The sequence below is a fragment of the Phytoactinopolyspora halotolerans genome (assembly GCF_010550675.1).
Lineage (GTDB): Bacteria > Actinomycetota > Actinomycetes > Jiangellales > Jiangellaceae > Phytoactinopolyspora > Phytoactinopolyspora halotolerans.
This window is the reverse complement of record NZ_JAAGOA010000003.1, coordinates 57059-83448: the sequence shown is the minus strand read 5'-3', so window position 1 is coordinate 83448 and position 26390 is coordinate 57059. Positions and strand designations below refer to the sequence as shown.

Below are 26390 nucleotides of genomic sequence, written 5' to 3'. Positions count from 1 at the left end.
GGACCGGCTACAGTCCCGGAGTCCGCATTTCCCGTCGGAAGGTTCATAGGGGTGTCGAGTCGCTCAGGTAGCGCCGGCCACGGTCGACATCGTCGGCGTAGGCACGTCACCGTCCCCTCCGTCGTGGGATCCGTAGCCATGGCAGCCGCCGCCTCCGGTGCGCTCGCCATGCCCCACGCATCGGGTACGAGTGGTTCGGACACGGAGACCATCGACGCCGTTCCCGAACGGCCGATGACGACGATGTCCAACTCAGGCGCGCTGGACTCTATTTCCAATGCCGGTGAGTCGCTGACGTCGGAAGCGAACGAGACGGCGTCCGAAGCTCATGACGGCCTCGTTCGGCAGCAGCGCCAGGAAGCCGCTGAGGCGGCGGCCCGGGCCGAGCGCGAACGTAAGCGCTGGGTCAGCCCGGTCACCGCCAGCTACCGCATCTCAGCCGGGTTCGGTTCGTCCGGGTCGATGTGGTCCGGAACCCATACCGGAGTCGATCTGGCGGCCGCGCACGGAGCCGAGGTCCGCGCCGTGTCCAGCGGAGAGATCATCTTCGCCGGCTGGGACGGCTCGTACGGCCAGAAGATCGCCATCCGGCACTGGGACGGCACCGTGACGTGGTACGGGCACCTCTCGCGCATTGTGCAGGCGTCCGGCAGCGTGGAACCCGGCACCGTGATCGGGCGGGTGGGATCCACCGGCAACAGCACCGGCCCGCACCTGCACCTGGAGGTTCGCCCGCACGACGGCGATCCCGTCAACCCACAGGCCTGGCTCTCCGAGCAAGGGCTCAGCCTCTAGGCGGCTCGACAGGCGCTCGGTGGCGCCCTGTACGCGACGCTGAGTACACCTAGGCGGCGCACACGCTCTGGCTCGGCTAACCGGGGCATATCGTGTCATTACCCCGGCCCCGCGGCCGGTATTCGGGGGCTCAGCCGACTTCGTCGGCGAGTTCCATCCACCGTTCCTCGAGCGCCTCGCGCTCCGCCGTCACCGTGCGGAGTTTCGCGTCCAGTTCGGCCACCTTCTGATGGTCCGTGGCATGCTCGGCGAGTTCGGCATGCAGCTTCTCCGCCCGCTGGGTGAGCTTCTCGACGTCGCGCTCCACCCGCGCCAGTTCCTTGCGCGCCGCACGCGTATCGCCCCGCTTCTCCCGGCGCGTCTCTCCCCGTCCGAGTCCGGCGCCCGCACCCGGGGCCGCGCCAGTGCCCTCGCCGGTTCCGGTGCCCGCGCTCGCGCCCGTGCTCGACGCTGCGCCGGCCGCCGCCGGCACGTCCGCGTCTGCCGCCCGTCGTCGTTCGAGGTACTCGTCGACGCCGCCGGGAAGGTGGACCAGGCGTCCGTCGCCCAGCAGTGCCCAGATCGCGTCCGTGGCGCGCTCCAGGAACCACCGGTCGTGGCTGACCACCACCAGTGTGCCGGGCCAGCTGTCCAGCACGTCCTCCAGGACGTTGAGCGTCTCTACGTCCAGGTCGTTGGTCGGCTCGTCGAGCAGCAGGACGTTCGGCTCGCCCATCAGCAGGCGTAGCAGCTGCAGACGACGACGCTCGCCGCCGGACAGATCACCGACCGGCGTCCACTGCCGCTGGCTGGCGAATCCGAACCGCTCCAGCATCTGCCCGGCCGTCGCGGCCCCGCCGGCACCCAGCCGGACCTCCTTGCGGACCTCCTCCACCGCCTGCAGCACCCGCGTCTGCGGGTCCAGCTCGGACACCTCCTGGGACAGGTGCGCGGCGACGACCGTCTTCCCCACCTTCACGTGCCCGGAGGACGGCATCAGGCTCCCGTCCAGCAGCCGCAGCAGGCTGGTCTTGCCGGATCCGTTGACGCCGACGACGCCGACCCGGTCGCCGGGCCCGAGCCGCCACGTCACGTCGTCCAGCAGGGTCTTCTCCCCTAGCCGCACGCTGACGTTCTCGACGTCATAGACGCTCTTGCCCAGCCTGGTGGTGGCCATCCGCGCGAGCTCGTACGGGTCACGCGGGGGCGGCTCGTTCTCGATCAGCTCGTTCGCGGCGTCGATCCGGAACTTGGGCTTCGACGTCCGGGCGGGCGGGCCGCGGCGCAGCCACGCCAGTTCCTTGCGGAGCAGGTTCTGCCGCCGCGCCTCGTCGGCGGCCGCGATCCGCGCCCGCTCGGCTCGGGCCAGCACGTACGTCGAGTACCCGCCGTCGTACGCGTGCACGGTGGTGTCGACCACCTCCCAGGTGGTCTCGCAGACCGAGTCGAGCAGCCAGCGATCGTGGGTGACCAGGACGAGCGCGCGGCCGGCGGAGGCGAGGTGCCGGGTGAGCCAGTCGATGGCCTCAACGTCGAGGTGGTTCGTGGGCTCGTCCAGCAGCAGCAGGTCGGCGTCGGTGATCAGGGTCCGGGCCAGCGCGACGCGTCGTCGTTCCCCGCCGGAGAGCGGCCCGACCCGAGCGTCCAGCGCGATCTCCGGGAGCAGGTGTGCGAGTACCTCGCGCACGCGTGCGTCACCGGCCCACTCGTGGTCGTCGAGCCCACCGACGACGCAGTCCCGCACGGTCGCGTCGGGGTCGAGCTCATCGCGCTGCCCCACGGTGCCGATGCGCAGGCCGCCCGTGTGAGTCACCCGGCCGGAGTCGGGTTGCTCGCTCCCCGCGAGCAGCCGGAGCAACGTCGACTTGCCGCCGCCGTTACGACCGACGACACCGATGCGTTCGCCGGTACCGATGCCCAACGAGAGGTTGTCGAAGATCTGCCGGGTCCCGTAGGCGTGGGACACCGATTCGAGGTTGATCAGATTTCGTGGCGCCATGACACCATCGAGTGTGCCATGCCCCTATCTCATGATCATGAACAGTAACCGTTCACATAGTACGGTTACTGTTCATGATCATGGGGTCGACCGATTCTTCCTCGGCTTCGACGACGCTCTCCTCGGCCCACAGACGCCGCATCTCCGGGCAGGTGCGCAACAACTCGTCCAGCGCGCCGGCGCCGACCACCCGGCCGCGGTCCAGGACCACGATCTGGTCGGCCCGCTCCAGTGCGGCGCGCCGGTGCGACACCACCAGCACCGTGGACGGTCCGTCCCCGGCCCCGGCGGCGTCGGCGATCCGGTCCCACAGCAGGTGTTCGGTCTCCACGTCCAGCGCAGAGGACAGATCGTCGACGACGAGCAAATCCGGTGCGCGCACCAGCGCCCGCGCCGCCGTAGAACGCTGCACCTGACCGCCGGAGAGCCGTACCCCGCGTGAGCCGACGACCGTCTCCAACCCGTCCGGCATCTCCGCCACGTCCCGCTCCAACGCGGCGAGCTCGATCGCCGTCTTGAGCTTGCCGTCGTCCACGGGCCAGCCCAGCAGCAGGTTCTCCCGCAGCGACTCGGAGAACAACCGCGGCACCTGTCCCGCGTAGGCGACCCGGCCCGGCACCAGGAAGGTGCCCGGATCGTCGATCGGCTGCCCGTTCCACGTCACCGAGCCGCTATCCAGCGGCAGCAAGCCCAGCAACGCGCGGATCAGGGTGGTCTTGCCCGCCCCGACGGCGCCGGTGACGACCGTGAACGAACTACGATCGACGCGCAGATCGACCCCGGTCACGCCGTGCCCGGCATCGTCGTGGTGGACCGTGATGTCACGCGCCTCGAAGACCTCCAGCGGATCGGTCCGTTCCGGCAGCTCGGTCAGCGCCGGTGGCGGGTCCTGCCTGAACCACACGCCGCTGAGCCGGGCCAGATCGTCCGCGTCCTCATACGTGGCCATCAGCCGGGTCAACCGCTCCGTCGCCACCGCGCCTTGCGGGATGCGGTACAGCATCCGCCCGAGAATCCGCGGCAGCATCGTCAGCCACCCGACGTAGCTGGTGAACAGGGCGAAGTCGCCGACCGTGAAGTCGCCGCTGCGCATCGCCGGCGTGGCGAGCAGCAACACCAGGCCGATGCTGATCTCCACGGTCGCGGAGTTGGCCGTATCCAGCATGTCCATCACCAGGCGATCCTTGACCGCCGCGTTCCGCCGGCGCCGGTTGTGCGCCCGCAGCCGCTCTAGCACAGCACCTTCCGCGCCGGCCGTCTTGATCGCGAGCACACCCGCGAACGTCTCCCCGACGAAGGCCGTCACGCTGGCGCCGAGCTGCCGCGCCTGCCGGTGCACCCGGGTGATCAGGCCGCGCAGCATCCGGTTCAGCACCGCGATGACGGTGAGCGGCAACACCAGGACGACGGTGATGACCGGGTCGATGCTCGCCATGATCGCGAACGCACCGGCGGCGAAGACCGCCGCGCCGATCAGGTCGACGATGTTGTCGGTGGCGATGATCAAGTCCTCGGCGTCATCCCGGAATCGCGCGACCGCCTCACCCGAGGAGTGCGGCAGCCGGCTGGCCGCCGGACCGCGGGCGGTCAGGATCGACCGCAGCGCGTTCGCGCGCAGGGTCGCACCCGCGCCTTGCCACCAGTACGGCCAGAGGCTCATCGCGATCCAGAACACCCCGCCGCGGACCGCCTCGACCGCCACGAACGCGGCGCACAGCCACAGTGTCGAGTCCAGCGACGCGGCCCGCTGGCCGCTGATCGCGTCGAAGACGGCCTGCAGCACCAACCCGGTCAGCAGCGGGACGGCGAAGAACGTCACCCATAGCAGGCCGGCGCCGACGTAGCGCCGCAGACTGACCCGGGCCAGGCGCCCGATGACCAACCAGACGGCGCGATGCCGGCCGCGGCCCGTGGATTCCTGCGGTTCACCTCGCCCGCTGCTCATCGCCGCACCCCCGCAGCGTCGAGCAGGTGACCGAACCAGCTGGCCGGATCCGCCGCCAGCTCGTCCCGGCGGCCGTACTCCACCACCCGCCCTTCGTCGACCACCGCGATCTGGTCGACCCGCGCCAGCGACGACAGCCGGTGTGCGATCAGGATGCCGGTGCGATCCGCAAGCAGACGGTCCATCGCCGCTTCGATCCGCGCCTCGGTGGCCGGATCGAGCCGGCTGGAGGCCTCGTCGAGCACCACCACTCCGGCATCGGTCAGGAACGCGCGCGCAAACGCCAGTAACTGAGCCTCGCCCGCCGACACGCCGCCGCCCTGCGGCCCGAGGACGGTGTCCAGCCCGTCCGGCAGGGATTCCAGCCACCCGCCCAGGCCCACCTGGCCGAGCACGGAACTCAGCCGCTCGTCGTCCAGGCCGGCGTCGGATTCGGACCGGAACAGGGTCAGGTTGTCTCGGACGGTCGCGGCGAAGAGCTGGACATCCTGGGTGACGATGCAGACTCGGCGATGGACGTCGTCGAGCGCGACGTCACGCAGGTCCACGCCGCCCACCCGCACAGAGCCCTCGGTCGGGTCGTACAGCCGCAGCACCATCCGTGCGATGGTCGTCTTGCCGCTGCCGGTCCGCCCCACCAGACCCAGCGTCTCGCCGGGTGCCAGGTGCAGGTCGACGCCGGCGAGCACCTGCTCATCGTCGTCCGGATAGGCGAAGGCCACACCGTCCAGGTCCACGCTGAGCGGGCCGGCCTGCGGGAGCGGGCGCGGGTCCGCCGGCTCGGACAGCGTACGGCGCTCCGCGAGCAGGCCACCGATCCGGGCCACCGCGGCCAGCGCCTTCTGGTACTGCTGCAGCTGGTCGATGAGCCGCTCGAACGGCGCGCGCACCATCTGGGTGTACTGGAACAGCAGCACGGCCGTGCCGACGGTGAGCACCCCCTCCTGCTGGCTCCAGGCGGCGAGACCCAGTACCAGCGCCGTTCCGAGTGCGAACGCCACCGTCGTGCCGGCGAACAGGCCTCCGGAGATCTTCTGCGCGTGCACGTCGGCCCGGTACAGGCGGGCGCTGGTCTGGTGGAAGCGGTTCACCATGTGTTCGCCGGCGCCGTTGGCCCGGATGTCCTCGGCGCCGGCAAGCCGCTCCTCCAGGTTCCCGAAGAGCGCGGCGAACCCCTCCCGGACCTTGGTCGCGGCCGGCACCGCCAGCCGCTGTGCACGCACCATGCCCAACGCCAGCAGGCCGCAGAAGGCCAGCAGCACCCCGCCGATGCGCAGATCCACCGACAGCACGATGACGATCACGCCCAGCAAGAGCAACAGGCTGACCACCACGTCGAGCAGGAACGCCACCACGAACTGCGCCAACGCCACCACGTCCCCGTCGACGCGCTCGATCATCTCCCCTGGAGTGCGCTTTCCGTGATACGCCATATCCAGCCCGAGCGCATGCTCGGCGAGCAGCTCCCGCAGGCGGTTCGTCCCATCCCAGGCGAGCCGGCTGGCAAGCCACGCGGTCAGCATCCGCGCCAGCTGGCCGGTGACGGCCAGTCCGAGGTAACCGAGCGCCAGCAGCACGAGCGCAGCGGCGCTGTCGCCGGCGATCGCACCGTCCACGAACCGCTTCGTGAACTGCGGCGCGAGCAACGGCAGCACGGTAGCCGCAGCGATCGCGACGACGAGCGCCGCTCCGGCACGTCCGCCCGGGCGCAGGCTGCTCAGCACAAGCCGGGACGGGCTCGGACCGTCGTCGCCGCCGGGCGTGCGAGGGCGACCGGAGGGGAGGGAGGAGGGGGTGGCAGACGTGACCATGACTGAGTCACGACGCTACGTGCCCCGCCACCCTCCGGCAACCGGTTTTCTCCGCCTTCGCCCGAGCGAGACGCGCCCTGGTCAGCCGGGGTACGCCAGGTACGAACCGACGGTCACGATCTCCCCGTCCCGGTTGTAGATCACCACTGTTTCGCCGCCGGAATTGTTCAGGAAGGACCGGCCGTAGTCGGCGTAGACGTGACCTGGCCGGTCGGTGCCCGGCCCGCTGTACACGCGCAGCAGGCTTCCGGCGTCGATCGACACCCCGTCGGGGAGCCGGACGATGTTGCCGGCCTGGTCCCGGACCGTCCATCCGCTCATGTCGATCGGTGCGCTGGTCGTATTCAACAGGCTGACATGCTCCCCGGTCTCCGGCTGTATATCGTCGCCGGGAGCGTTCGCATAGATGCTCTCCACCTGCACCTGGGGCACCGGTTCCCGGAAGTTCCGGCGCTGGAGCTGCAGCGCCCGCTCCGGGTGGTTGGTGATGATCGAGTCGTAGCCTTGCCCGATCGCCATCCTCAGGTCGACGTCGCTGTCGACGGTGCCGGCCATGGTGGAGAAGCCGGCCGTCTCCACGCGGGCGACGTCCGCCCCGGACGACATGCGGACAGTGAGCATCAGGTGGTCGGCCCATTCCCGGTAGGACTCCAGTGCCTCGTCGTCCGGAACGTCGCCGACCTGGTACACGATCTCGGGGCCGGGGAAGATCTCGTGGAATTCCTGCAGCGACGCCGCGTCGAACCCGGCCACGAGCACGTACGGAATGCGTGAGTCGCCGTCCGCGCCGACGCCGCGGGACCTGAGCTCATCGGCGAGCGCCTGCTCGAAGCCCGCGTTGTTGCCGGGTTGTTTCAGTTCCAGCATCACCGGCGTCCGGGTCTGCTCGGCCAGGTCGAGCAGCTGGTCGAGCTCCGCGACCGGCTCGCCGGCGAACGCCTCGCCGAACCAGGACCTGGCGTCCAGGGTGCGGATCTCCTCCAGGGTGAGCTGGCCCGGACGCCAGGGTTCACGGTCGGGAAACCGTTCCTCGACGTCGGTCGTCCGCGTCAACGTCGCGTCGTGCATCAGGATCAGGTGCCCGTCCGCAGTCAGTTGGACGTCGCCCTCCAGAATGTCGGCGCGGTCGCGGACCGCCTGCCGGTAGCCTGCCATCGTCTCCTCCGGCGCCTTGTACGCGGAGCCACGGTGCCCGATCGCCAGGGACCGGTCGGGCGGCAGGGGCGGCTGGGCGCCGACGTCCCGCGTCTCCGAGCCGGTGCCGGCAAGCGTGGTGGCGGCAGCGAGCGTGGCGGTGATCAGCCCGGCGTAACGCAGGGACTGGCGGCCGATACGAGTGGACATGAACGATCCTCCTTCGCGGATGCCATGTCACCCTCGCCACAGTAGGTGAACGCGGCCTGAGCGCCCGGCGACGGCGGGCGGAACAGCCGGGGTTCGTGGACCCGGGCAGGGGACAGTGTCCATGCCTCGTCCGGGCCGGTTCCGTTCCGTGCGCTGGTCCGGCGTCCGTCAGCTCGCGACGTGGACGGTGGGCACGGCGGGCCCGGTCACCACCTCGGTCGTACGACACGGCGCCGACGCACTCAGAACCTGCGCCAAGGCGGCCGCTCCAGGGCCGTCGGGCGCCAAGAACACGCACGTGGGACCCGAGCCGGAGACGATGCCGGCGAGCGCCCCAGCCGCCCTCCCGGCGTCCAGCGTGCTGCGCAGCGACGGGCGGAGGGAGAGCGCGGCCGCCTCCATATCGTTGGCCATCGACGCCGCCACCGCCGGCGCGTCGGCGCGCTCCATCGCAGCGACCACACCGGAGGGCAGCTCGGGCGGACCGGCGTCGGCACGGATCTCGTCCAACCGGCGATACACCTCGGGTGTGGACAGCTCGCCGTCCGCCACCGCCAGCACCCAGTGCAGCTCGCCGCCGACACGTACCGGTTCCAGGCGCTCGCCACGCCCGGTTCCCAGCGCGGTGCCGCCCAGCACCGAGAACGGCACATCGCTTCCGAGCGTCGCCGCCACCTCCGTCAGCCGCGGCACCGGCCAGTGCAGCCCCCACAGCCGGTTGCAGGCCAGCAACACCCCGGCGGCGTCCGCGCTGCCTCCGGCCAGTCCGGCGGCCACCGGTATCGACTTGTGCACCCGCAAACGGACATCCGCCGCGACTCCGGCGGCGGATGCCAGCGCATGAGCGGCTCGCACGGCAAGGTTCGACTCGTCCGCCGCCAGACCCCGCGCGTACGGCCCGTCCAGCGTCAGCCGTACGCCTGTGCCGTCGGCAACGTCGTCCGCCGTGACGTCGTCGAACAGCGAGACGGCGTGGAAAACCGTCGCCAGGTCGTGAAAACCGTCCGCCCGGGGCGGACCCACCCGGAGGACCACGTTGATCTTCGCCGGCACCCGCACGGTCACGCGCATCCGCCTCACCTCCGGGCGGGCCGCACGGCTGCGATGCGCGCGAAATCGGCGACGGTGAGCTGCTCACCGCGCGACGACGGGTCCACACCGGCCGACCGCAGCGCGTCCTCGGCTGCGGCCGACGATCCGGCCCAGCCCTTCAACGCCGCGCGCAGCGTCTTCCGGCGTTGCGCGAACGCGGCGTCGATCACGGCGAAGACGGCGGAGCGGTCCACATCCGTCGGCGGCTCCCGGCGTTCCAGCAGCACCAGGCCCGAGTCGACGTTCGGCACCGGCCAGAACACCGAGCGTCCGACCGATCCCGCATGGCTGACGGCCGCGTACCACGCCGCTTTGACCGACGGCACCCCGTACGTCCGCGAACCGGGCTCGGCCGCCAGCCGGTCGGCGACCTCCTTCTGCACCATGACCAGGGCGCGGCGCAGGCCGGGGAAGGTCTCGAGCATGTGCAACAGCACCGGCACGGCGACGTTGTACGGCAGGTTGGCGACCAGTGCGGTGGGATCCGGACCGGGCAGCTCGCTCACCCGCATCGCGTCCGCACGCACCACGTCGAGCCTCCCGGCCAGATCGGGTGCGTACTCCGCCACCGTCGACGGCAGCCTGGCCGCCAGCTCCGGATCCACCTCGACCGCGACCACGCGAGCGGCGACCGGCAGCAACGCCAGGGTCAGCGAGCCCAGGCCCGGACCGACCTCCACCACGACGTCCGCCGGGCCGACCCCGGCCACCCGGACGATCCGGCGGACCGTGTTCGGGTCGATGACGAAGTTCTGCCCCAGCGTCTTGGTCGGGCGCAGATCGACCGAGGCCGCCAGACGACGAACGTCCGCCGACCCCAGCAGTCTGGGGCCGGCGGACGTCTCGTTGCTCTTCACACGTCAGAGCATAGGTGTCCAGCCGCGGGTCACGTCGGCAGGCCGAGCTTCGCGGCACAGGCCGGCCATGCGCCGTAGCCGCCACGGTCATCGCGCAGCTTCTCGGCGATCCGGATCTGCTCCGCCTTGCTGTTCTCGTGCGGGTAGCCGGAACCCCCGTATGCCTGCCACGTCTGCAGGTTGAACTGGAGGCCGCCGTAGTAGCCGTTACCGGTGTTGATGGACCAGTCTCCGCCGGACTCACACTGTGCGAGCCGGTCCCAGACGCCGCCGTCGACGTTGTCGTCGCTACCGCCGCCACCGCCATCGCTGCCGCCGTCGTCGTCATCGGCCGGCGGGTCCGGCTCGGGCTCCGGCTCGGGTTCGGGCTCCTTGGTGCCGACCAGAATCACCTTGTCGACCGGTTCCTCGACGACCTTCTCGGACAGCTTCTTGGTCTTGTCGAGCTCCCCGTCGATGAAGGTCTTCTCGACCCTGCGCTCCAGGAGACCCTTCTTCCCCTCGGTCTCGACCTGGGTGACGCCCACCTCGAGCGAGTCGTCTTCCTTCTCGACGGTCTCGAAGTCGATCTCCCTCTCGACCGTGTCCTTCTTGACCGTGACCCGCTTGACGACGATCTCCGCCTCGCTGCTCAACTTGGTGTCCAGCGAAGGCTCGATGATGTCGCGGTCACCCAGCTCCACGTCGACGTCCGCGAGGGCTTCTCGCACCGTGAGCGCCGTGGTGGTGACCTCTCTCGTGTCGCCGTCGGCGACGAGAGTCACGTCCTTGGGGGTCTGCACCTCGAAATTCAGCCCGCTGCGGTCGATGTCGCGGGACCGAGCCACGGAGACCTCTGCCCCCTCGTGGCGGATGCCGAGTTCGGCCAGAGCCTCGTCGACCGACAGGGCTGTCGTCCAGACGGTCTGCTCGGTGCCGTCGACGGTCACGGTGAGTTGCCGACCGTACCGGACATTGATCTCGGTACCATCTTCGACCTTGCTGTCCAGGGACGGGACGACCTCGTCGTGGGGCCCGATCTCGATACCTTGACCGTCCAGCACGTCTTCGACGTTGCCGGCGAACGTATGGACGGTTTCGGTTTCTCCGTCAACGGAGAGGCTGACGGCGTTGTCGAACGTCATGTACGCGACGCCACCGGCCACAAGGGCGGTGACGACGCTCGCGTTGATCGCGATCGTCTTGACGGACGGACGCAACAAAGCTCCTGATGTAGTACCTCCCGGGCACGGAGCAGATGGCGCGTCCGGTCTCCCGCGGCTGCGGTTCCCCCTCATCGCCACCCGGAGCTTCTCCGACCCCGGCTAACAATCACGAAACGGTAACGCACCTGAGCAGGATGTCAAGTCCAACAACAGGCTTTCTGTGGAAAAACTTGTGGATACCCTGGCATAGGGCAGTTTGAGTGATAAGAATCACCATGTGCCAAATGCCTGATTTGTATTGATTTGCAGGTTCTCGCACGTCTCCGCCAATTCCTGTTCCAAAGCGTCGGCGATCGTCCGTACCGTCAGCGGGACCAGGTACGACGCGTTCGGCCGCCCGCGGAACGGGTGCGGCGTCAGGAACGGAGCATCCGTTTCCACCAAGACCTGTCCCGCCGGCACCTCCCGCAGCGCGGAACGTAAAGATTCCGCGTTCGTAAACGTCACCGTCCCCGCGAACGACATGAACCACCCGCGCTCGGCGCAGTGCCGCGCCATCGCCGCGTCGCCGGAGAAACAGTGGAAGATCACCCGTTCCGGCAGTCGCTCCTCGTCGAGGATGCGCAAGATGTCCGCGTGGGCGTCCCGGTCGTGGATCATCAGCGCCAGACCACGCCGCCGGGCGATCTCAATGTGCGCCCGGAACGATTCCTCCTGCGCGGCGTGTCCCTCCGCCGTCGTGCGGAAGTGATCCAGGCCCGTCTCCCCGACCCCGCGCACCCGATCACTGGATCCGGCCAGGCGGTCGATCTCGCTCAGGGCGTCGTCGAGCGTTCCGGTGGCGGCCAAGCGAGGCGCCTCGTTGGGGTGCAGCGCCACGGTCGCCACTACGTTCGGGTATCGCTGCGCCGCATCCACGGCCCAGGCCGAGCCCGGCAGGTCGCAGCCCACCTGCACCACCCGGTCGACACCGACCTTGGCCGCGGCCGCCAGCGCATCGTCGGGCGGAAACGCGTCGCCGTCTTCGCCATCGGCGATGTCGAGGTGGCAGTGCGCATCCGTCACCGGCGACGGCAACGGCTCCGGGGCCGGCGGGCGCGACCGATCCCGGCGACGGCCGTCCTCGCCCGTCGCCGAACGCTTCATCCGGCTCATATCGCTTCTCTTCCTTCGTCACGCAGCATTGTGTCTGGCGGTGGCACGTCACGTGGCGTGCCACATCGTGATCCCTCGATGGCCTCGGCGATCAGTCGAGCTCCAGCCGAGGGAACAGCGCATCGCCCTTGGTGACCTGCGCACCCGCGGGGAGACGCCCCCAGTCACCGGCGCTGGAGAGCGGCTGCTCGGCCAGCCTCCCAAGGCCGGCCTCCGCACCGAGCGAGTCCCACAACCGCGCCGACGCCTTCGGCATGGCGGCGTTGAGCAGGACCGCCAGGGCGCGCAGCGCCTCCGCGGACGAATACAGGATGGTAGCCAACCGCTCACGTTGCGACTCGTCCTTCGCCACCGCCCAGGGTTGCTGCTCGGTGATGTAGCCGTTGGCGGCCTCCACCAAGGTCCAGACGGCGGCCAATGCGTCGTGCGGTGCCACCCGGTCCACAGCGGCGTCGGCGTCGGCCGTCGCGCGCCGGGCCACCTCCGCGAGCGCGTTCTCGGCTTCCGTCGCGGTCCCCGGTTCGGGCAACGTTCCACCGAAGTACTTGCCGACCATAGCCGACACCCGGGACGCCAGGTTACCCAGCCCGTTGGCGAGCTCGGCCTGGTAACGCGCGGCGATATCCTCCCAGGAGAAGGAGCCGTCGTTGCCGAAGGCGATGGCGCGCAGGAAGTAGTAGCGAAACGCGTCCGATCCGAACGTGCCCGTGATCTGCTCCGGCGAGATGCCGGTGAGCTTCGACTTGCTCATCTTCTCGCCGCCGACCAGTAGCCATCCGTGCGCGAAGACCTTCTTCGGCAACGGCACCCCCGCCGCCATCAGCATGGCCGGCCAGATGACGGCGTGGAAGCGCAGGATGTCCTTGCCGACGAAGTGGATGTCGGCCGGCCATGTCTGCGCGAACTTCGCCTCGTCGGCGCCGTAGCCCACGGCGGTCGCGTAGTTGAGCAGCGCGTCGATCCACACATAGATGACGTGCGACTCGTTCCACGGGATGGTGACGCCCCAGTCGAAGGTGGACCGGGATATGGAGAGGTCCTGCAGGCCCTGCTTGACGAAGCTGTACACCTCGTTACGCGCGCTTTCCGGCTGAACGAAGTCCGGGTTCTCGTCGTAGAAGGCGAGCAACCGGTCCGTGTAATCGGACATCCGGAAGAAGTAGTTCTTCTCGGAGAGGATCTCCACCGGGCGAGTGTGGATCGGGCACAGCTGCTGCCCCTCGAACTCTCCCGTCCCCTCGATCAGGTCACCGGGCTGTTTGTACTCCTCGCAAGCGACGCAGTAGGCGCCTTCGTAGGTGCCCTCGTAGATCTCTCCTGCGTCATGAAGGCCCTGGATGAACTCCTTGACGCGTTCGACGTGCCGCGGCTCGGTAGTGCGGATGAAGTCGTCGTTGGAGGCGTCGATGGTCTCCAAGACCGGCTTCCACGAGTTCTCCACCAGCCGGTCCGCCCATGTCCGGGCGTCCACGCCGTTGGCCTCGGCCGTTCGCAATACCTTCTGGCCGTGCTCGTCGGTTCCGGTGAGGAACCACACCGGCTCCTGGCGCTGACGATGCCACCGGGCGATGAAGTCGGTGACGACCGTGGTGTACGCGTGCCCGATGTGGGGCGCGTCGTTGACATAGTAAATAGGCGTGGTGACATAAAACGCCTTGGAAGAAGCCTCGGGCATGGGCACGATCGTAGCTCCACAACCCCCGGCTCCTCACATGGATTCACGCTGCGATGAACTGTGGATCCTCGGATGCCGTCCACGCCGTGGGCGGGCGCACGCCGACGCCCGGTACAGCGGTCAGGACAGCAGGTGGAAATCGGTGAAATCGAAGCCGGGCGACACCACACACGAGACCAGAACCTCCTGGTCGGTCGCGGGCTGCGCCGCCTGCCACACGCCGGGCGGGACGATCGCGTGCGGCGACTCCCCTGCCGCCACGCGCCGCCCCAGCGTCATAGTCTTCGGTTCCAGGTCAGGCGCCGCGCCGTCCCCACCGAGTTTGAGCAGGAGCGGACCGCCGCTGTGCCAGAACCACAACTCCGCGGACTTCACCGTGTGCCATTGCGACTCCTCACCTGGAGCCAGCAGGAAGTAGATACAGGTGGCACTGGCTCGTTCCCCGTCGTATCCGGGCGGACGGAACGTCACGTCGGATCGCCAGGTCTCCCGGAACCATCCACCTTCGGGATGCGGTTCGAGTCCCAAGGCGTCGGCCAGCTGTGGGCGTCGTCGTTCTGCAGCCATGATCGCCAGCGTACGCACCACCCGGGTGCCGGTCGTGCATTTCAGCTCAACTGGTGATGCCGCTGAGCAGATGGTCCAAGCCCGTCTTGAGACGCTCCAGTGACATGCCGTACTCGCGATGCTGGTAAAGAAAGAGGTGGGCGGACAACGCCGCCAGCAGTGCATCCGCCAGGTACACAGCGTCCAACGCGGGATCGATCTGCCCGATCAGCGTCGCCAGGTGCTGCCGATGCAGCGTATAGGCGCCAGCTCGGTACCGGGCCGTTCCGTCCTCCGCGGCGGCGAGCAGATCGGCGTGGTCCGGTAACCGTTCCACGTACCTGTGCAGGAAGGCGCGGAGCCGCTCCTGCGGTGGCGTACCCGGCCCCAGCGGAGGAGGGCCGGAGATGAACGCACGCTGAAACCGGCACTCTTCATCGTCGAGGAGCGCGTAGGCGAGTCCGCCGCGATCGGAGAACCTGCGATAGACGGTGCCTACCCCGACGCCCGCCTCCGCGGCGACGGCGTCCATGGTCAGCGCATCGACACCCTTGTCCCGCAGAATCCGGCCGGCCGCCTCCAGCAAGATCCGCCGGTTCCGCGCGGCGTCGGCACGCTCCGGGCGCGGAGCGCCGTGGATGGACAGCGTGACCTCCGGAATCACGCCCTCGTCGCCTGCCATTCACACCTCCGCAACAGCCAGCTTAGAACGTCGCGACCGGGCATTCCGGCCGGGTCGAACCGCCGTTTCGCCCCGCCGCGGTCGCCATCCTGGCGCCGTGCAACACCACATGCTCGGTGGCAATCGGAGAGTTCTCCATTTACACTAACCGGAAAATCCTCCGGTTAGTGTATGACCACGAGCCGGTACCGTCGTATCGATGGGGAGCTTCTGATGTCCGATCCACGCGTGACCGTCGTCTACTACAGCTCGACCGGCACCATCCACGCACTGGCCCGCGCCATCACCGAGGGCGCGGAGAAGGCGGGTGCCGAGACCAGGCTGCGCAGAGTCGCCGAACTCGCCCCCGACGACGTGGTGCGCAGCGTTCCCGCCTGGCACCAGCATCTGGAAGCCACCCGGGACATTCCCGTGGTCACCCACGATGACCTGCGATGGGCTGACGGTTTCATCTTCGGCACACCCACCCGGTTCGGGAACGTCGCCGCCCAAGTCCGCCAGTTCATCGACACCACCTCGTCGATCTGGCAGGAGGGAGCGCTCGCCGACAAGGCCGCGAGCGGTTTCACGTCCGCGGAGACACCTCACGGAGGGCACGAGTCCACCCTGATCAGCCTGTACCAGGTATTCATGCATTGGGGGGCCGTCATCGTCCCACCGGGATACGTCGACGACGGCGCGAGCGAGCACGTCGGTAACCCGTACGGCATCAGCGTCGTCGCCGCCGAGAACCGCCCGACACAGGGAGAGCTCGAAGCTGCCCGGTTCCAGGGCGGCCGGGTGACCGACGCCGCCCGAGCGTTGCGGGCGATGCGCCAACAGCAGGCCGCCGCCTGAGCTGAAAGGCCCTCAGCTCGCGTAGGCGGCGAGCCGCGCCAGCCAGGGCGCGGCGACGGTCAGGGTAGGAACGACGACGAGCGCCGCGGCCGCCAGGTAGGTGGCCGCGGCGAGACCTCGAGACAAGGGCGCCGGGGGTTCCGCGAGCCGATGTATCCGCTCGACGGCCGAGATGTTCCCCGCCCCGATCGCCGCCGCGGGCACCGGCGCTCCGGCCAGGCGGGTCAACGCCCGTCCGAGCGGCAGCGCACCGACACGACGACGGGCGGCGTCGTCGGCGAGCATCTCCACCAGACCGGCCGCGGAATCGAGCGCGGCGCGGCTGCGCACCACCTTGGGAAAGGCGTTGCGCAGCGCCGCGAACCCTTCCAGCACTAGATCATGGCGGGCGCGCACATGGGCACGTTCGTGCTCGAGTACCGCGCGCACCTCATCGTCGGACAATGCCTCCAGCGCCGACGACGAGACCACCAGCCGGGCGTGCAGCCCGGGCACGCAGTAGGCGAACGGTGGATCGGCATCCAGGACCCTGGCGCCCGGTGCCCGGCGATCGGGGCGTCCGAGGATGTCGACCAGCTCACGATGCCTGCGCCGGCGCGCACGCAGCCCGACGCCCAGCGTATGCGCCGACCACAGCAACCGGGCGAGCACGGTGAGGGTGATCGCGAGCGCCGCCGCATACAGCACCGACACCACCGGGTTCGGACGCGCCTCCAACACGGCCAGAGTCGCGACCGAGAGCCCGGCGCCGACCGCGGACAGCAGCGCCGCCAGCGCCAGGGCCTGCCAGAGGACGAGCGCGGCACGCGGGACCCGGCGCGGCCACCGGGCACGGGCCAACCAGGCCGGCCCCGGCCCGGACAGCACGAGGGCCAGCGCCGCCAGCACCATCGGCGTCGCCACGTTCGGGACGAACCCGTTCATGCCTCGCCCCGTCGTTCGAGTTGTGCGAGCGCGGCCCGGAGAGCCGCGGCGTCGTCGGGGGTGGCCGTGTCGATGAACCGGACCAGGGCCGACGTCCGGTCGGCGCCGTCGACCGTGCCGAGCGCCTCGTGCATCAGTTCGGCGGTCAGCTCGTCCCGGGTCACGGCGGGCCGGTAGAGATAGGCGCGACCGTCCCGCAACTGCTCGACCGCGCCCTTCTTCGCCAGCCGGTCGAGGACCGTCATCACCGTGGTGTAGGCGATCTCGCGCGAGCCGCTCAGCGCCTCGTGCACCTGCCGGACGGTGACCGGCGACGGCCCGCCACCGTTCCCCTCCGGAGCCGCAGACCAGAGGTAATCCATGACGGAGCGTTCCAACTCACCCAGGTGCGCACGTCGTCCTTCAGCCACCAGTCCAGCATACCTACCGCCCGTAGTACGACGCCCCGTCGTAGAAACTTACGACGGTATGTAGTATCTACGACGTAACGTAGTAATGAGGTCGTTCGGCCTGGAGGTGTGGATGGACGTCATCGATCTCGCGCGGTGGCAGTTCGGGATCACGACCGTCGTGCACTACTTCTTCGTCCCGTTCACCATCTCCATGGCGTTCCTGGTCGCCATCATGGAGACGGCGTGGATCCGCACCGGCGACGAGCGGTGGCTGAAACTCACCAAGTTCTTCGGCAAGCTGCTGCTGATCAACCTGGCCGTCGGCGTCGTCACCGGGCTGGTGCAGGAGTTCCAGTTCGGGTTGAACTGGAGCGACTTCAGCCGCTTCGTCGGAGACATCTTCGGTGCTCCGCTGGCCATGGAAGCGCTGCTCGCGTTCTACCTGGAGTCCGTCTTCGTGGGAGTCTGGATCTTCGGCTGGGGCCGGATCCCGCCCAAGATCCACCTGGCCACCATCTGGGTGACCGCCTGCGCCACGCTGCTGTCCGCCTACTTCATCCTGGCCGCCAACTCATTCATGCAGAACCCGGTCGGATACGAGATCAATGAAGAAGCCGGGCGGGCCGAACTCACCGACATCTGGGCGGTGCTGACCAACAAGGTCACACTCGTCACCTTCCCGCACACGATCATGGCCGCGATCATGGTCGGCGGAGGCGTCGTCGCCGCCGTCGCCATGTGGCATCTGCTCCGCGGAAACCGCGACCCATCGCTGGCGGAGCCCGGCGCTCCCAGCGACGCCGCACCCTTCCGCAGTGCGTTGCGGATCGGCGCGGCGGCTGTCCTGATCGGGGGCGTGGGCACCGCCGTCACCGGTGACATCCAGGGCAAGATCATGACCGAGGTGCAGCCGATGAAGATGGCGGCCGCCGAGGCGCTCTACGAGACCGAACAGCCCGCGCCCTTCTCCCTGTTCACGGTCGGCACCCTGGACGGCAGTGAGGCGCTGTACTCGATCGAGGTCCCCCAACTGCTCTCCTTCCTCTCCACCGGCTCGTTCGACGGCGCGGTCCAGGGGATCAACGACATCCAGCAGGAATATGAAGAGATCTACGGTCCGGGCGACTACGCACCGAACATCCCGGTGACCTACTGGACGTTCCGATTCATGATCGGTGCGGGCGGGCTGGCTGCCGCGATTGCTGCCTGGCAGCTCTGGTCCACCCGGCGGGGACGCGTCCCGACCTCTCGGTGGGCGCTGCGGGCGACCCTGATCCTGCCCGTGCTGCCGCTCGCCGCGAACACGTTCGGCTGGATCTTCACCGAGATGGGGCGGCAGCCGTGGCTGGTGTTCGGGCTGATGCCCACCGCGTCTGGAATCACGCCCGGTTCGACGTCCGCGAGCGTGCTGGCCACGCTGAGCGTCTTCACGGTCCTCTATGCGGGGCTGACCGCGCTGTGGATCTGGCTGCTGGTCAAGCACGCCCGCCCTGGCCTACCCGATGTGAGCGCCGAGGCGGCCTGGGGACGGCGGCACTCCGGTGGCGGTGGTGGTGGCGGCGGTGCCGGTGCCGGTGCCGGATCCGACGACCAGGACGTGGACGGCGAGAGCGCCGATCGCGAGAGCACCGAGCGCGAGAGCGGGGACGACGACGCCGACCGCCCGCTCATCTTCGCCTACTGAAGGGAACGATGGACAGATGTCGCGCCAGGATCGGCCGCACCTTCGACGCCGCGGCACGAGCAACGTGTGCGAGCAACCCCGAGGAGGGTGAGAAATGGAACTGGTGACCGTGTGGTTCGTGCTCGTCGCCGTGCTATGGGTCGGCTATCTGGCGCTGGAAGGGTTCGACTTCGGCGTGGGGATGCTCACCCGGCGATTCGCCCACGACGACCGGGAGCGCCGGGTGCTGATCAACACCATCGGCCCGGTCTGGGACGGCAACGAAGTGTGGATGATCACTGCGGTCGGCGCCACGTTCGCAGCCTTCCCAGAGTGGTACGCGACGGCGTGGTCGGCATACTACCTGCCGCTCGCGGCCATCCTCGTCGCGCTGATCCTGCGCGGGCTGGCCTTCGAGTATCGGGCCAAGCACGACAGCGACAGCTGGCGGCGCCGGTGGGACGGCGTGATCTTCTTGGGCTCGGCAGCACCGGCGTTCCTGTGGGGCGTGCTGCTGGCCGGGTTCGCCCAGGGCCTGCCGCTGGATGCCCGACACGACTTCGTCGGCGGCTTGGGCGACGTCTTCACCCCGTACACCCTGCTCGGCGGGGTAGTGACGCTGGCGCTCTCGCTGCTGCACGGCACCCATTACGTCGCACTGAAGACCGTGGGCGAGCTGCGTACCCGCGCCAGGGCGCTGTCCGGGCGGCTCGCCGCACCGACGGCGCTGGCCATCGCCGGCTTCGTGGTCTGGACGGTGACGCAGCGGGACACCGGGTCGGTCACCTGGGCGGCATGGCTGGCCGGGGCGGTCGCGGTCGCGTTCGTCGTCGGTGGCCACCGCATCATCGCCGATGGCCGCGAGGGCTGGGCCTTCGTCACGTCGTTCGTCGCCGTCGCCGCAGTCGGCGCGGCGCTGTTCGGTGCGCTGTACCCGGATGTGCTGCCGTCCACGGCGGACGCCGCCGGCACGCTCACCGTGGACAACGCCTCGTCGACCGACTACACGCTGACCGTGATGACCTGGGTGGCGGTGCCCTTCGTGCCGGTCGTGCTCGCCTACCAGAGCTGGGTGTACTGGACCTTCCGGCGGCGGATCGGCGTCCAGCACATCACCTCCCCATGATCATCGAGGATGTGGGGCGCTATACCCCCGCGGATCCTCGATGATCATGGGACAGCGGTACAGCTCGAGCCGCAGGGGCGCAGGCCGCCCGGCCATCCTCGGTCGCGCAAGACGCGTGCCTGCTCCGCCGCGACGCCGCACGGATCGCCGAACACGTCCGCGTGCCCGTACCGCAGCGTCGCGCGGCCGTCGACCGTGGTGCGGTTGTCTCGCCGTCGGTCACGGAACTGGCCCTCTCCGACGTGCCCCACTCTCCCGTCCAGTTCGACGCGGAGCCGGTACTCGTCGTAGTCGACGTCGATCCATATGACCCGGCTACCGCTCACCCGCCGCTGACGCGCCCCGCTCGGCAGCCCGTGTGCCCGTTCGACGCGCCGAAGATGACGCAGCTCAAGTGGTGACTCGGCGCCGATGGCTACGTCCACCAGCATGCTCTCCAGCATGGGCCGCCACCGGATCTTCTTGCGAAGGGCCAGCGCAGCGGCGATCCTCTCCGGCGTGGTGCGCCGTCGTTGACAGGCTCCGACCACCCACGTCTCAACCTCGGACGCATCGTGGGTATCGTCCACCAGATCGAGCACCGTCTCCTCGATCCGCGTCCGCGGTGGAAGGCGAGTGGGATGACGGGTGCGGCCGAGGCGATGGGCATAGTGCACGCGCACGCCCTCGATCGGAGCGCATATATGCCGGTCTGCCGGGACGGTCACGTGGATCGCGGATCCGGGGTCGTCACACAGGCCGTCCAGATACGCGGCCGTACGATGGCTGGCCACTGCGCCGCGTCCCGCACGCAGGATCGCCGCCCAGACCTGCGCCTCGAAGGGCATCGGTCCGGTGAACGCCGAGTAGACGCCTGCATGGACCCGGCGCCACCGGCCCGATGCCGCCAACCACCTGAGCTGATCAGGCGTGATTCCGCAGGCCAGTGCCTGTGCGCGGGTGAGCACGCCGTGCTGGACGCCCAGCAGCTCTTCCAGCTTCACTCGATAGGGCACAGCCCTCGGCACGAATGATTCGGCAAGCGGGCCGGGTCCGGGAGATCTCATCTGCCGACCCTGCTGTGCCGTGCGACGTTGCCCACCCCGCGACGACGAATGTGGATAACCAGCCGTCAACGCGCTCGGTTATGCACAGCCCTCCCCGTGATCATCGAGGATCCGCGGGGTTATCGCCCCGCGGATCCTCGATGATCATGGGCGAGTGAGTGGGCCGACCGTGTCCGGACGTGACCGCGGGCGGTATCGTGACGACCGTCGAGACGGAGGAAGCGCTTTCCATGACTAGCCCTAACGAGATCAGGTTCGCAGTGATCGGCGTCGACCACGGTCACATCGACGGCATGGTGCGCGGTCTGCGAGCCGCGGGCGCGATGTGCGTCGGCGTCTTCGGTGGCGACGACGAGCGGCGATGCGCCGCGTTCGCCCAGGCGTTCCCGGAGATTCCGAACGTCGACGATCCGCGACGCCTGTACGACGACGTCAGCATCGATGTCATCGCCACGGCGGCGGTACCGGCGGATCGCGCCGGGATCGCACGAGAGGCGATGCGGGCCGGCAAGGACGTCCTCGTGGACAAGCCCGCCGCGACGACCCTGGAGCAGATGGCCGAGCTGCGCGCGACCGCGCATGAGACCGGCCGGATCTGGGCCGCCTACTTCGGTGAACGCTTCAACAGTCCAGCCACGATCAAGGCGGCCGAACTGATCGCCGACGGCGCGATCGGCACCGTCGTCCAGACGATCGGCCTCGGGCCGCACCGGTTGAACCGTGCCACTCGCGCACCGTGGTTCTTCGAGCGCGACCGCTACGGTGGGATCATCACCGACATCGCATCGCACCAGGTGGATCAGTTCTTGTTCCTGACCGGATCCTCGTCGGCCGAGATCGTCGCCGCGAGCGTCGGCAACTACGCGAATCCGCAGGACCCCGGGCTTCAGGACTTCGGCGAGGCCCTGCTGCGGAGTCCGCGGGCACACGGCTACATACGCGTCGACTGGTACACCCCGGACGGCCTGTCCAGCTGGGGCGACGGCCGGATCACGATCCTCGGTGCGGACGGATACATCGAGCTGCGCAAGAACGTCGACCCAGCCGGACGACCCGGCGGCGAGCACCTGTTCCTGGTCGACAAGGACGGCGAGCACTACATCGAGTGCGCCCACCTGCCGACGACGTTCTTTCCGCGATTCGTCGACGACGTCCGCAACCGTACGGAGACGGCGAACCCGCAGGAGATGTACTTCACCGCGATGGAGTTGGCCATCGCCGCCCAGCTCAAGGCCGAGGCATCCGTATAGCCGACGGGTCAGCGGGTACAGCACGTGTCACACACCGCGCGGCTGGGCCCGAGGGGATACGGATCGCCCGGGTTGATCCGGCGGCAGTGTGCACAGCGCCATGGACTGTCCAGCGACACGTGCATCCGGCGATACAGCTGGACCAGCTCGATGACATGAGCTGCCAGGCCGCAACCCGGACACGGCGAACCGGCCAGATAGGCATGCCAGAGGTCATCGGCGGCAAGGTCACACCCGGGACAGGCGATCATCCGTTCCTCCTGACGCGTTGGACGGCCCGACGCTGTGATGCCATCGGGCGCGCCGGGCCATCGAATCCACGCCCGGCACCGGATCCGGCGGGCTATGGCGTGGGGGCCGCCGAGCACTGGCTCGAGTCCACCGGGCGGCGCCGTCCTCTCCCCCGTCGTCGAGGACCGCGCCGCACCGCCGGAGCTGGGATAGGCGAGGCGGTCCGGGGACACACGACCGGGCCAGCCCTCGGTGGCACACGGCCAGGACCGAGACGGGGCCGGGGCGCCGGGCCTGGGCCGAGGCCGGCGAGAGGACGGAGGGGGACATCCTCCCGCCGGCTTGACACCCGGCAAGAGAGGGGCACCACTTCACCTCTCTTGCCGGGAGCCTTCAGATGTGGGCGGATCACGCGAAGTCGGTGGCGGCGTGCCGTGTCAGGTACGCGGTGGAGACGAATTTCGCGATCGTCCGCCCACCGGTCAGTGAGGAGCGCCGTTCGTGCTGCGGACGGACGACGAGCCCCTCCCGCACATGGCGTGCCTCGCCACTGACCGACTCGCGCCCTTCGGCGAGCTCGAGCAGCGTGGCTTCGTTGTACGCACCCGCATAGAGCCGCGGCGCTGTGGGCACCGGGTCGCCCAGCTGCCGCATGACCTGGACGAGCTCGTCGGGATCGAGCCACCACTGCTGAGCCGCAGCCTCCACCCGAATGTCGAAGACGACATAACCCGGCTTGCCGTCGAGCGCATCCGCACCATATGTCAGATCTTGGACACCCTTGCCGAATATCTCGCCGAATATTCCCACGCGCTCCGCATTCATCATGGTGGAGATCTCCTGGGCGACACGCGGCAAGCCGTGCGCGATAACGGCCCGCCAATACAGGTTGCTCTCGTCGCGGACGAACGCCATCCGGCGCTTTCCGAAATCCTTGGACGAGACATAGTGGCGGCCATGGGAAAAGGTATGGATGCACGTCGTTCCGTGCACCTTCTCGGTCGCCACCACACGCTCCCCGGGGCTGAACATTTTCCGGTATCGCTTGATGTCGTGCACATCGCACCACATCACCAGTTCGGGTGCCGGACTCACCTGGCCGGAGAGGTGGATGGGAATGGGCGGCACCCACGCGGTCACCCGCAGCGCATCGGCAAAGTTGTGCCCTTCAACGTGGGCGGTTTCCAGATCCACCCTCGAGAGCACCTTCGGGCGGCATACCAGGCCCTGCGAGAGCTCACCGTACAGCCGGACCGGCTGCACGAGGGTGCGTGTCGGTCCGGCGAGCTGGCCCGTCCGGCCGAGCTCCTCGACCAGCCCGTCAGGCAGGACCACGCCGTCAGGAATGTAGATGATCCATTCCCCGGTCTGAAAGACGCCCCGCGGGACGACCGATCTGTACAGGCCTATTTCCGCAACCTCAAGGAAATCAACGCGAGAATGCGGATGGACTATGAGTTGTTCAGCGGTGACGCGCACGGAAGTCATGAATCCAGAATGCCAACGAGCACGTCGCATTTCCAGACTAAAGGGGCCTAGACTTAAATATTCTAGTCCACTCTAGACGGAAAATATCGCGCAAATCGGTTCGCCTATTCGAGATATGCGCACACAAACGTCAAGAGTGCACTTGAGTCATTCAGCTCGCCCGAGTGGAACCGATGCCGGCGGCCGGGCCCACTTCAAGCCCAGCTCCGAGAAGAGCGCCAGCTCCTCTCCGGCCGTCGATATGGCCTGGTTGATGCCGGTGAGAATCACACGCCGCGAGCCTTCCTCCGGGCGCTGCCGAAGAAACTCCGACGGCACCCGGAGCGGAGCCGGTGAGTTCAGCATCCCTTCCAGATAAGCGGTGAACGCCGCCGTGCGCTCCAGGGACACCATCAACGGTGCTCGTTCTGGGTCCCGGCGGTGCGCCAGCAGATTGTCCAGCGGGCGTCCGCGCTCCGCGGAGACGTCCTGGACGACGCCGTCGATCGTCAGCGTGGTGCCGGTGTTCCCCAGCCGTGCCACGCCACCGGTCGCGTGCACCGTGACGACGGGTTCGACGATCTCCTCCGCGCACAGCGTGAGCGCGATGTGAATGCGCTTTCCGTTGCTCAGATGCACGCGGGCGCTCACGGTGTCGTCCGTGGCGATGTCCCGGCACCGGTAACTCTCCACCTCCAGCGCCACGGGGGTCGCTTCCGGGTCGTCGGCTTGGGCGACCGCCAGCGCGTTCATGACCGGATGCGCGAACGGATTCGTCGACACACCGTCAGCCACCACGATGCCGTCCAGGTGCCGATGACCGGCCCACGGCGACCGCCGATAGTACTCGTCCAGCCGGATCCACTGCCCGGTCACCGCGATGTCCGTCACCGCACCGATGGCACCATCCGCGACCAGTGCCAACAGCCGCTGCATCGGTTCCCCGGCCATGGCCTGGAACCCGACCTGGCACAGCCGCCCGCTGCTCCGTACCGCCGCCGCGAGTCTCGCGTGCTGCGAGGTCGAGACGACGGGAGGCTTCTCCAACAGCACGTCGCTGCCCACCTCGAGAGCGTCCACGGCCAACTGGAAGTGCGTGTGCGGCGGCGTCGCGACGATCGTGATGTCCGGGTGACACGATTCCAGCATCTTCTTGTGATCGTCGTAGAACACCGTTCCGGCTGGCAGATCTGCGCCGGCCTCCGGATTGATGTCACAGCCGCCCGCGAACCGGGCCTCTTCCCGCGCCACCAGATTCTCCAACGGCCCCAGATACGTGCGCCCGAAGCCGCGCACCCCGATCAGCGCCACGACTGTCCCGGCATCCCTCACCTGCACCAACCCTCCTCGTCCGTGGGCCACACCTGATACGCCCATTATCGATCGGCAGCGGGACCCGCCACTTGATCGAGGATCTCGTTGACGATCGTCACCGTGCTGACCTGGGTCGTCCACGCCTCGGGCGTCAACGTCAGCCGATGTGCGAGGGCCGGCACCGCGACCTCCTTCACGTCTTCGGGCACGACATAGTCTCGCCCGTCCAGAACCGCCAGCGATCTGGCCGTCAGCAACAGCGCCTGAGATCCGCGCGGCGACGCACCGACCTCCACCGCACGGTGTCTCCGGGTGGCGGTGGCGAGATCCACGCAATAGGCGATGATCGACGGGTCCACGTCCACGGCCTCGATTCCGGCCTGGAGCGCGAGCACGGTCTGCGCGTCGACGACAGCCGAGACGTGGGTCTCCTCCTGCCGCCGAGCCACCCGCCGGACCAGCACGTCCACCTCCCTAGCCGGGTCCAGGTAGCCGGCGGACAACCGGAGCATGAAGCGGTCGAGTTGCGCCTCCGGCAGCGGGTACGTGCCTTCGTACTCGACCGGATTCGAGGTGGCCAGCACATGGAACGGCCGGTCAAGCGCGAACGTCGTACCCTCCACCGTGATCTGCTTCTCCGCCATCGCCTCCAGTAGCGCGGACTGCGTCTTCGGCGGCGTCCGGTTGATCTCGTCGGCCAGCAGCAAACCGGTGAACAGCGGCCCTGGCCGGAAGGAGAACTCGCGCGGCCCCGGGTCCCAGACGTATGAGCCGGTCACATCCCCGGGAAGCAGATCGGGCGTACATTGCAGCCGGCGGAACTCGAGGCCGAGCGCACCGGACAGGCTGCGAGCGGCAAGCGTCTTCCCCAAGCCGGGTACGTCCTCGAAGAGCACATGCCCACCGGCGAGGATCGCCGCCAGCGCCATGCGGAGCGTCTTCTCCATACCCACGACAGCGCCGCCCACCTCGGCCAACACGGCGTCACCCAGCTCCGCCACCCGGTCCACCGGCATCGGTTCCAGCGCCTGGCCCGCCGACTCGTGTTCGCGTACGGCATCCGATGTCATCTGCATGGTCTCCTCACGGCAGCTGATTCACCACGATATCGGCGA

At 68.7% G+C, this 26390-nt stretch carries 22 protein-coding genes; 5 read left to right on the top strand and 17 right to left on the bottom strand.

Annotated elements, in window-relative coordinates; translation table 11 throughout:
* Positions 1-138 precede the first annotated feature (138 nt).
* Positions 139-795, top strand: coding sequence for a M23 family metallopeptidase (locus tag G1H10_RS04995; protein ID WP_163733595.1), 657 nt, complete (start codon positions 139-141; stop codon positions 793-795).
* Positions 796-925: 130 nt separating this feature from the next.
* Here G1H10_RS04995 and G1H10_RS04990 read toward each other — a convergent pair whose 3' ends face one another.
* The 11 genes from G1H10_RS04990 to G1H10_RS04940 form a co-directional block, all read right to left on the bottom strand.
* A complete protein-coding gene (locus tag G1H10_RS04990; protein ID WP_163733591.1) occupies positions 926-2773 on the bottom strand; it encodes an ABC-F family ATP-binding cassette domain-containing protein in 1848 nt (615 codons plus the stop codon).
* Between the two features lie 52 nt (positions 2774-2825).
* On the bottom strand, positions 2826-4718 hold the full coding sequence (locus G1H10_RS04985) for an ABC transporter ATP-binding protein (protein WP_216852915.1): 1893 nt from the start codon (positions 4716-4718) through the stop codon (positions 2826-2828).
* Positions 4715-6529, bottom strand: coding sequence for an ABC transporter ATP-binding protein (locus G1H10_RS04980; protein WP_163733588.1), 1815 nt, complete (start codon positions 6527-6529; stop codon positions 4715-4717). Before G1H10_RS04980 ends, G1H10_RS04985 begins: the two co-directional genes overlap by 4 nt.
* A gap of 81 nt (positions 6530-6610) precedes the next feature.
* On the bottom strand, positions 6611-7873 hold the full coding sequence (locus G1H10_RS04975; RefSeq protein ID WP_163733585.1) for a glycerophosphodiester phosphodiesterase family protein: 1263 nt from the start codon (positions 7871-7873) through the stop codon (positions 6611-6613).
* A 168-nt stretch (positions 7874-8041) separates the two neighbouring features.
* The gene (locus G1H10_RS04970; RefSeq protein ID WP_163733582.1) at positions 8042-8944 is read right to left on the bottom strand and encodes a 4-(cytidine 5'-diphospho)-2-C-methyl-D-erythritol kinase; all 903 of its coding nucleotides are present in this window, start codon (positions 8942-8944) and stop codon (positions 8042-8044) included.
* A 5-nt stretch (positions 8945-8949) separates the two neighbouring features.
* Complete coding sequence (gene rsmA, locus G1H10_RS04965; RefSeq protein WP_163733580.1) at positions 8950-9822, bottom strand: 16S rRNA (adenine(1518)-N(6)/adenine(1519)-N(6))-dimethyltransferase RsmA; 873 nt, start codon at positions 9820-9822, stop codon at positions 8950-8952.
* Positions 9823-9851: 29 nt separating this feature from the next.
* Entirely contained in the window at positions 9852-11021 is a 1170-nt protein-coding gene (locus tag G1H10_RS33815; RefSeq protein ID WP_163733577.1) for a resuscitation-promoting factor, read from the bottom strand.
* A gap of 216 nt (positions 11022-11237) precedes the next feature.
* Positions 11238-12122 (bottom strand): TatD family hydrolase, encoded by an 885-nt coding sequence (locus tag G1H10_RS04955; RefSeq protein WP_163733573.1) that lies wholly within the window; start codon positions 12120-12122, stop codon positions 11238-11240.
* Positions 12123-12213: 91 nt separating this feature from the next.
* Complete coding sequence (metG, locus tag G1H10_RS04950; protein ID WP_163733570.1) at positions 12214-13797, bottom strand: methionine--tRNA ligase; 1584 nt, start codon at positions 13795-13797, stop codon at positions 12214-12216.
* A 120-nt stretch (positions 13798-13917) separates the two neighbouring features.
* Positions 13918-14364, bottom strand: coding sequence for a cupin domain-containing protein (locus G1H10_RS04945; protein WP_163733567.1), 447 nt, complete (start codon positions 14362-14364; stop codon positions 13918-13920).
* 46 nt (positions 14365-14410) lie between these two features.
* Positions 14411-15025, bottom strand: a complete 615-nt coding sequence (locus tag G1H10_RS04940; protein ID WP_163733564.1) for a TetR/AcrR family transcriptional regulator — start codon at positions 15023-15025, stop codon at positions 14411-14413.
* 213 nt (positions 15026-15238) lie between these two features.
* On the opposite strand from G1H10_RS04940, the gene wrbA reads away from it, so the two are divergent.
* Positions 15239-15862, top strand: coding sequence for an NAD(P)H:quinone oxidoreductase (wrbA, locus tag G1H10_RS04935; protein WP_163733561.1), 624 nt, complete (start codon positions 15239-15241; stop codon positions 15860-15862).
* A 12-nt stretch (positions 15863-15874) separates the two neighbouring features.
* On the opposite strand, the gene G1H10_RS04930 is transcribed toward wrbA, so the two are convergent.
* Together G1H10_RS04930 and G1H10_RS04925 are read right to left on the bottom strand one after the other, a co-directional pair.
* The gene (locus tag G1H10_RS04930; protein ID WP_216852914.1) at positions 15875-16786 is read right to left on the bottom strand and encodes a M56 family metallopeptidase; all 912 of its coding nucleotides are present in this window, start codon (positions 16784-16786) and stop codon (positions 15875-15877) included.
* On the bottom strand, positions 16783-17196 hold the full coding sequence (locus G1H10_RS04925) for a BlaI/MecI/CopY family transcriptional regulator (protein WP_312856530.1): 414 nt from the start codon (positions 17194-17196) through the stop codon (positions 16783-16785). The genes G1H10_RS04930 and G1H10_RS04925 overlap by 4 nt, the downstream gene beginning before the upstream one ends.
* A gap of 112 nt (positions 17197-17308) precedes the next feature.
* On the opposite strand from G1H10_RS04925, the gene G1H10_RS04920 reads away from it, so the two are divergent.
* Positions 17309-18862, top strand: coding sequence for a cytochrome ubiquinol oxidase subunit I (locus G1H10_RS04920; protein WP_216852913.1), 1554 nt, complete (start codon positions 17309-17311; stop codon positions 18860-18862).
* Between the two features lie 94 nt (positions 18863-18956).
* On the top strand, positions 18957-19967 hold the full coding sequence (cydB, locus tag G1H10_RS04915) for a cytochrome d ubiquinol oxidase subunit II (protein ID WP_163733558.1): 1011 nt from the start codon (positions 18957-18959) through the stop codon (positions 19965-19967).
* 44 nt (positions 19968-20011) lie between these two features.
* Here the strand turns inward: cydB and G1H10_RS04910 are convergent, their stop codons facing one another.
* The gene (locus G1H10_RS04910; RefSeq protein ID WP_216852912.1) at positions 20012-21013 is read right to left on the bottom strand and encodes a type IV toxin-antitoxin system AbiEi family antitoxin domain-containing protein; all 1002 of its coding nucleotides are present in this window, start codon (positions 21011-21013) and stop codon (positions 20012-20014) included.
* 230 nt (positions 21014-21243) lie between these two features.
* Between G1H10_RS04910 and G1H10_RS04905 the strand changes: the two genes are divergently transcribed.
* The gene (locus G1H10_RS04905) at positions 21244-22263 is read left to right on the top strand and encodes a Gfo/Idh/MocA family protein (protein WP_163733555.1); all 1020 of its coding nucleotides are present in this window, start codon (positions 21244-21246) and stop codon (positions 22261-22263) included.
* A 639-nt stretch (positions 22264-22902) separates the two neighbouring features.
* On the opposite strand, the gene G1H10_RS04900 is transcribed toward G1H10_RS04905, so the two are convergent.
* The 3 genes from G1H10_RS04900 to G1H10_RS04890 all read right to left on the bottom strand — a co-directional run bounded on the left by G1H10_RS04900 (position 22903) and on the right by G1H10_RS04890 (position 26351).
* A complete protein-coding gene (locus G1H10_RS04900) occupies positions 22903-23982 on the bottom strand; it encodes an RNA ligase (ATP) (RefSeq protein WP_163733552.1) in 1080 nt (359 codons plus the stop codon).
* 147 nt (positions 23983-24129) lie between these two features.
* Positions 24130-25299: a Gfo/Idh/MocA family protein gene (locus G1H10_RS04895; protein WP_163733550.1), complete on the bottom strand. Its 1170-nt coding sequence runs from the start codon at positions 25297-25299 to the stop codon at positions 24130-24132.
* Between the two features lie 38 nt (positions 25300-25337).
* Positions 25338-26351: an AAA family ATPase gene (locus G1H10_RS04890; protein WP_163733547.1), complete on the bottom strand. Its 1014-nt coding sequence runs from the start codon at positions 26349-26351 to the stop codon at positions 25338-25340.
* Between the last annotated feature and the right edge of the window lie 39 nt (positions 26352-26390).

Excerpts from the sequence above, each read along its gene's own strand:
- G1H10_RS04930 (WP_216852914.1), bottom strand. The coding sequence starts at position 16,786 with ATGAACGGGTTCGTCCCGAACGTGGCGACGCCGATGGTGCTGGCGGCG.
- wrbA (WP_163733561.1), top strand. The coding sequence starts at position 15,239 with ATGTCCGATCCACGCGTGACCGTCGTCTACTACAGCTCGACCGGCACC.
- G1H10_RS04970 (WP_163733582.1), bottom strand. The coding sequence starts at position 8,944 with ATGCGCGTGACCGTGCGGGTGCCGGCGAAGATCAACGTGGTCCTCCGG.
- G1H10_RS04990 (WP_163733591.1), bottom strand. The coding sequence starts at position 2,773 with ATGGCGCCACGAAATCTGATCAACCTCGAATCGGTGTCCCACGCCTAC.
- G1H10_RS04995 (WP_163733595.1), top strand. The coding sequence starts at position 139 with ATGGCAGCCGCCGCCTCCGGTGCGCTCGCCATGCCCCACGCATCGGGT.
- G1H10_RS04900 (WP_163733552.1), bottom strand. The coding sequence starts at position 23,982 with ATGACTTCCGTGCGCGTCACCGCTGAACAACTCATAGTCCATCCGCAT.
- G1H10_RS04985 (WP_216852915.1), bottom strand. The coding sequence starts at position 4,718 with ATGAGCAGCGGGCGAGGTGAACCGCAGGAATCCACGGGCCGCGGCCGG.
- G1H10_RS04920 (WP_216852913.1), top strand. The coding sequence starts at position 17,309 with ATGGACGTCATCGATCTCGCGCGGTGGCAGTTCGGGATCACGACCGTC.
- cydB (WP_163733558.1), top strand. The coding sequence starts at position 18,957 with ATGGAACTGGTGACCGTGTGGTTCGTGCTCGTCGCCGTGCTATGGGTC.
- G1H10_RS04955 (WP_163733573.1), bottom strand. The coding sequence starts at position 12,122 with ATGAGCCGGATGAAGCGTTCGGCGACGGGCGAGGACGGCCGTCGCCGG.
- G1H10_RS04975 (WP_163733585.1), bottom strand. The coding sequence starts at position 7,873 with ATGTCCACTCGTATCGGCCGCCAGTCCCTGCGTTACGCCGGGCTGATC.
- metG (WP_163733570.1), bottom strand. The coding sequence starts at position 13,797 with ATGCCCGAGGCTTCTTCCAAGGCGTTTTATGTCACCACGCCTATTTAC.
- G1H10_RS04910 (WP_216852912.1), bottom strand. The coding sequence starts at position 21,013 with ATGAGATCTCCCGGACCCGGCCCGCTTGCCGAATCATTCGTGCCGAGG.
- G1H10_RS04945 (WP_163733567.1), bottom strand. The coding sequence starts at position 14,364 with ATGGCTGCAGAACGACGACGCCCACAGCTGGCCGACGCCTTGGGACTC.
- G1H10_RS04940 (WP_163733564.1), bottom strand. The coding sequence starts at position 15,025 with ATGGCAGGCGACGAGGGCGTGATTCCGGAGGTCACGCTGTCCATCCAC.
- G1H10_RS04905 (WP_163733555.1), top strand. The coding sequence starts at position 21,244 with ATGACTAGCCCTAACGAGATCAGGTTCGCAGTGATCGGCGTCGACCAC.
- G1H10_RS04890 (WP_163733547.1), bottom strand. The coding sequence starts at position 26,351 with ATGCAGATGACATCGGATGCCGTACGCGAACACGAGTCGGCGGGCCAG.
- G1H10_RS04980 (WP_163733588.1), bottom strand. The coding sequence starts at position 6,529 with ATGGTCACGTCTGCCACCCCCTCCTCCCTCCCCTCCGGTCGCCCTCGC.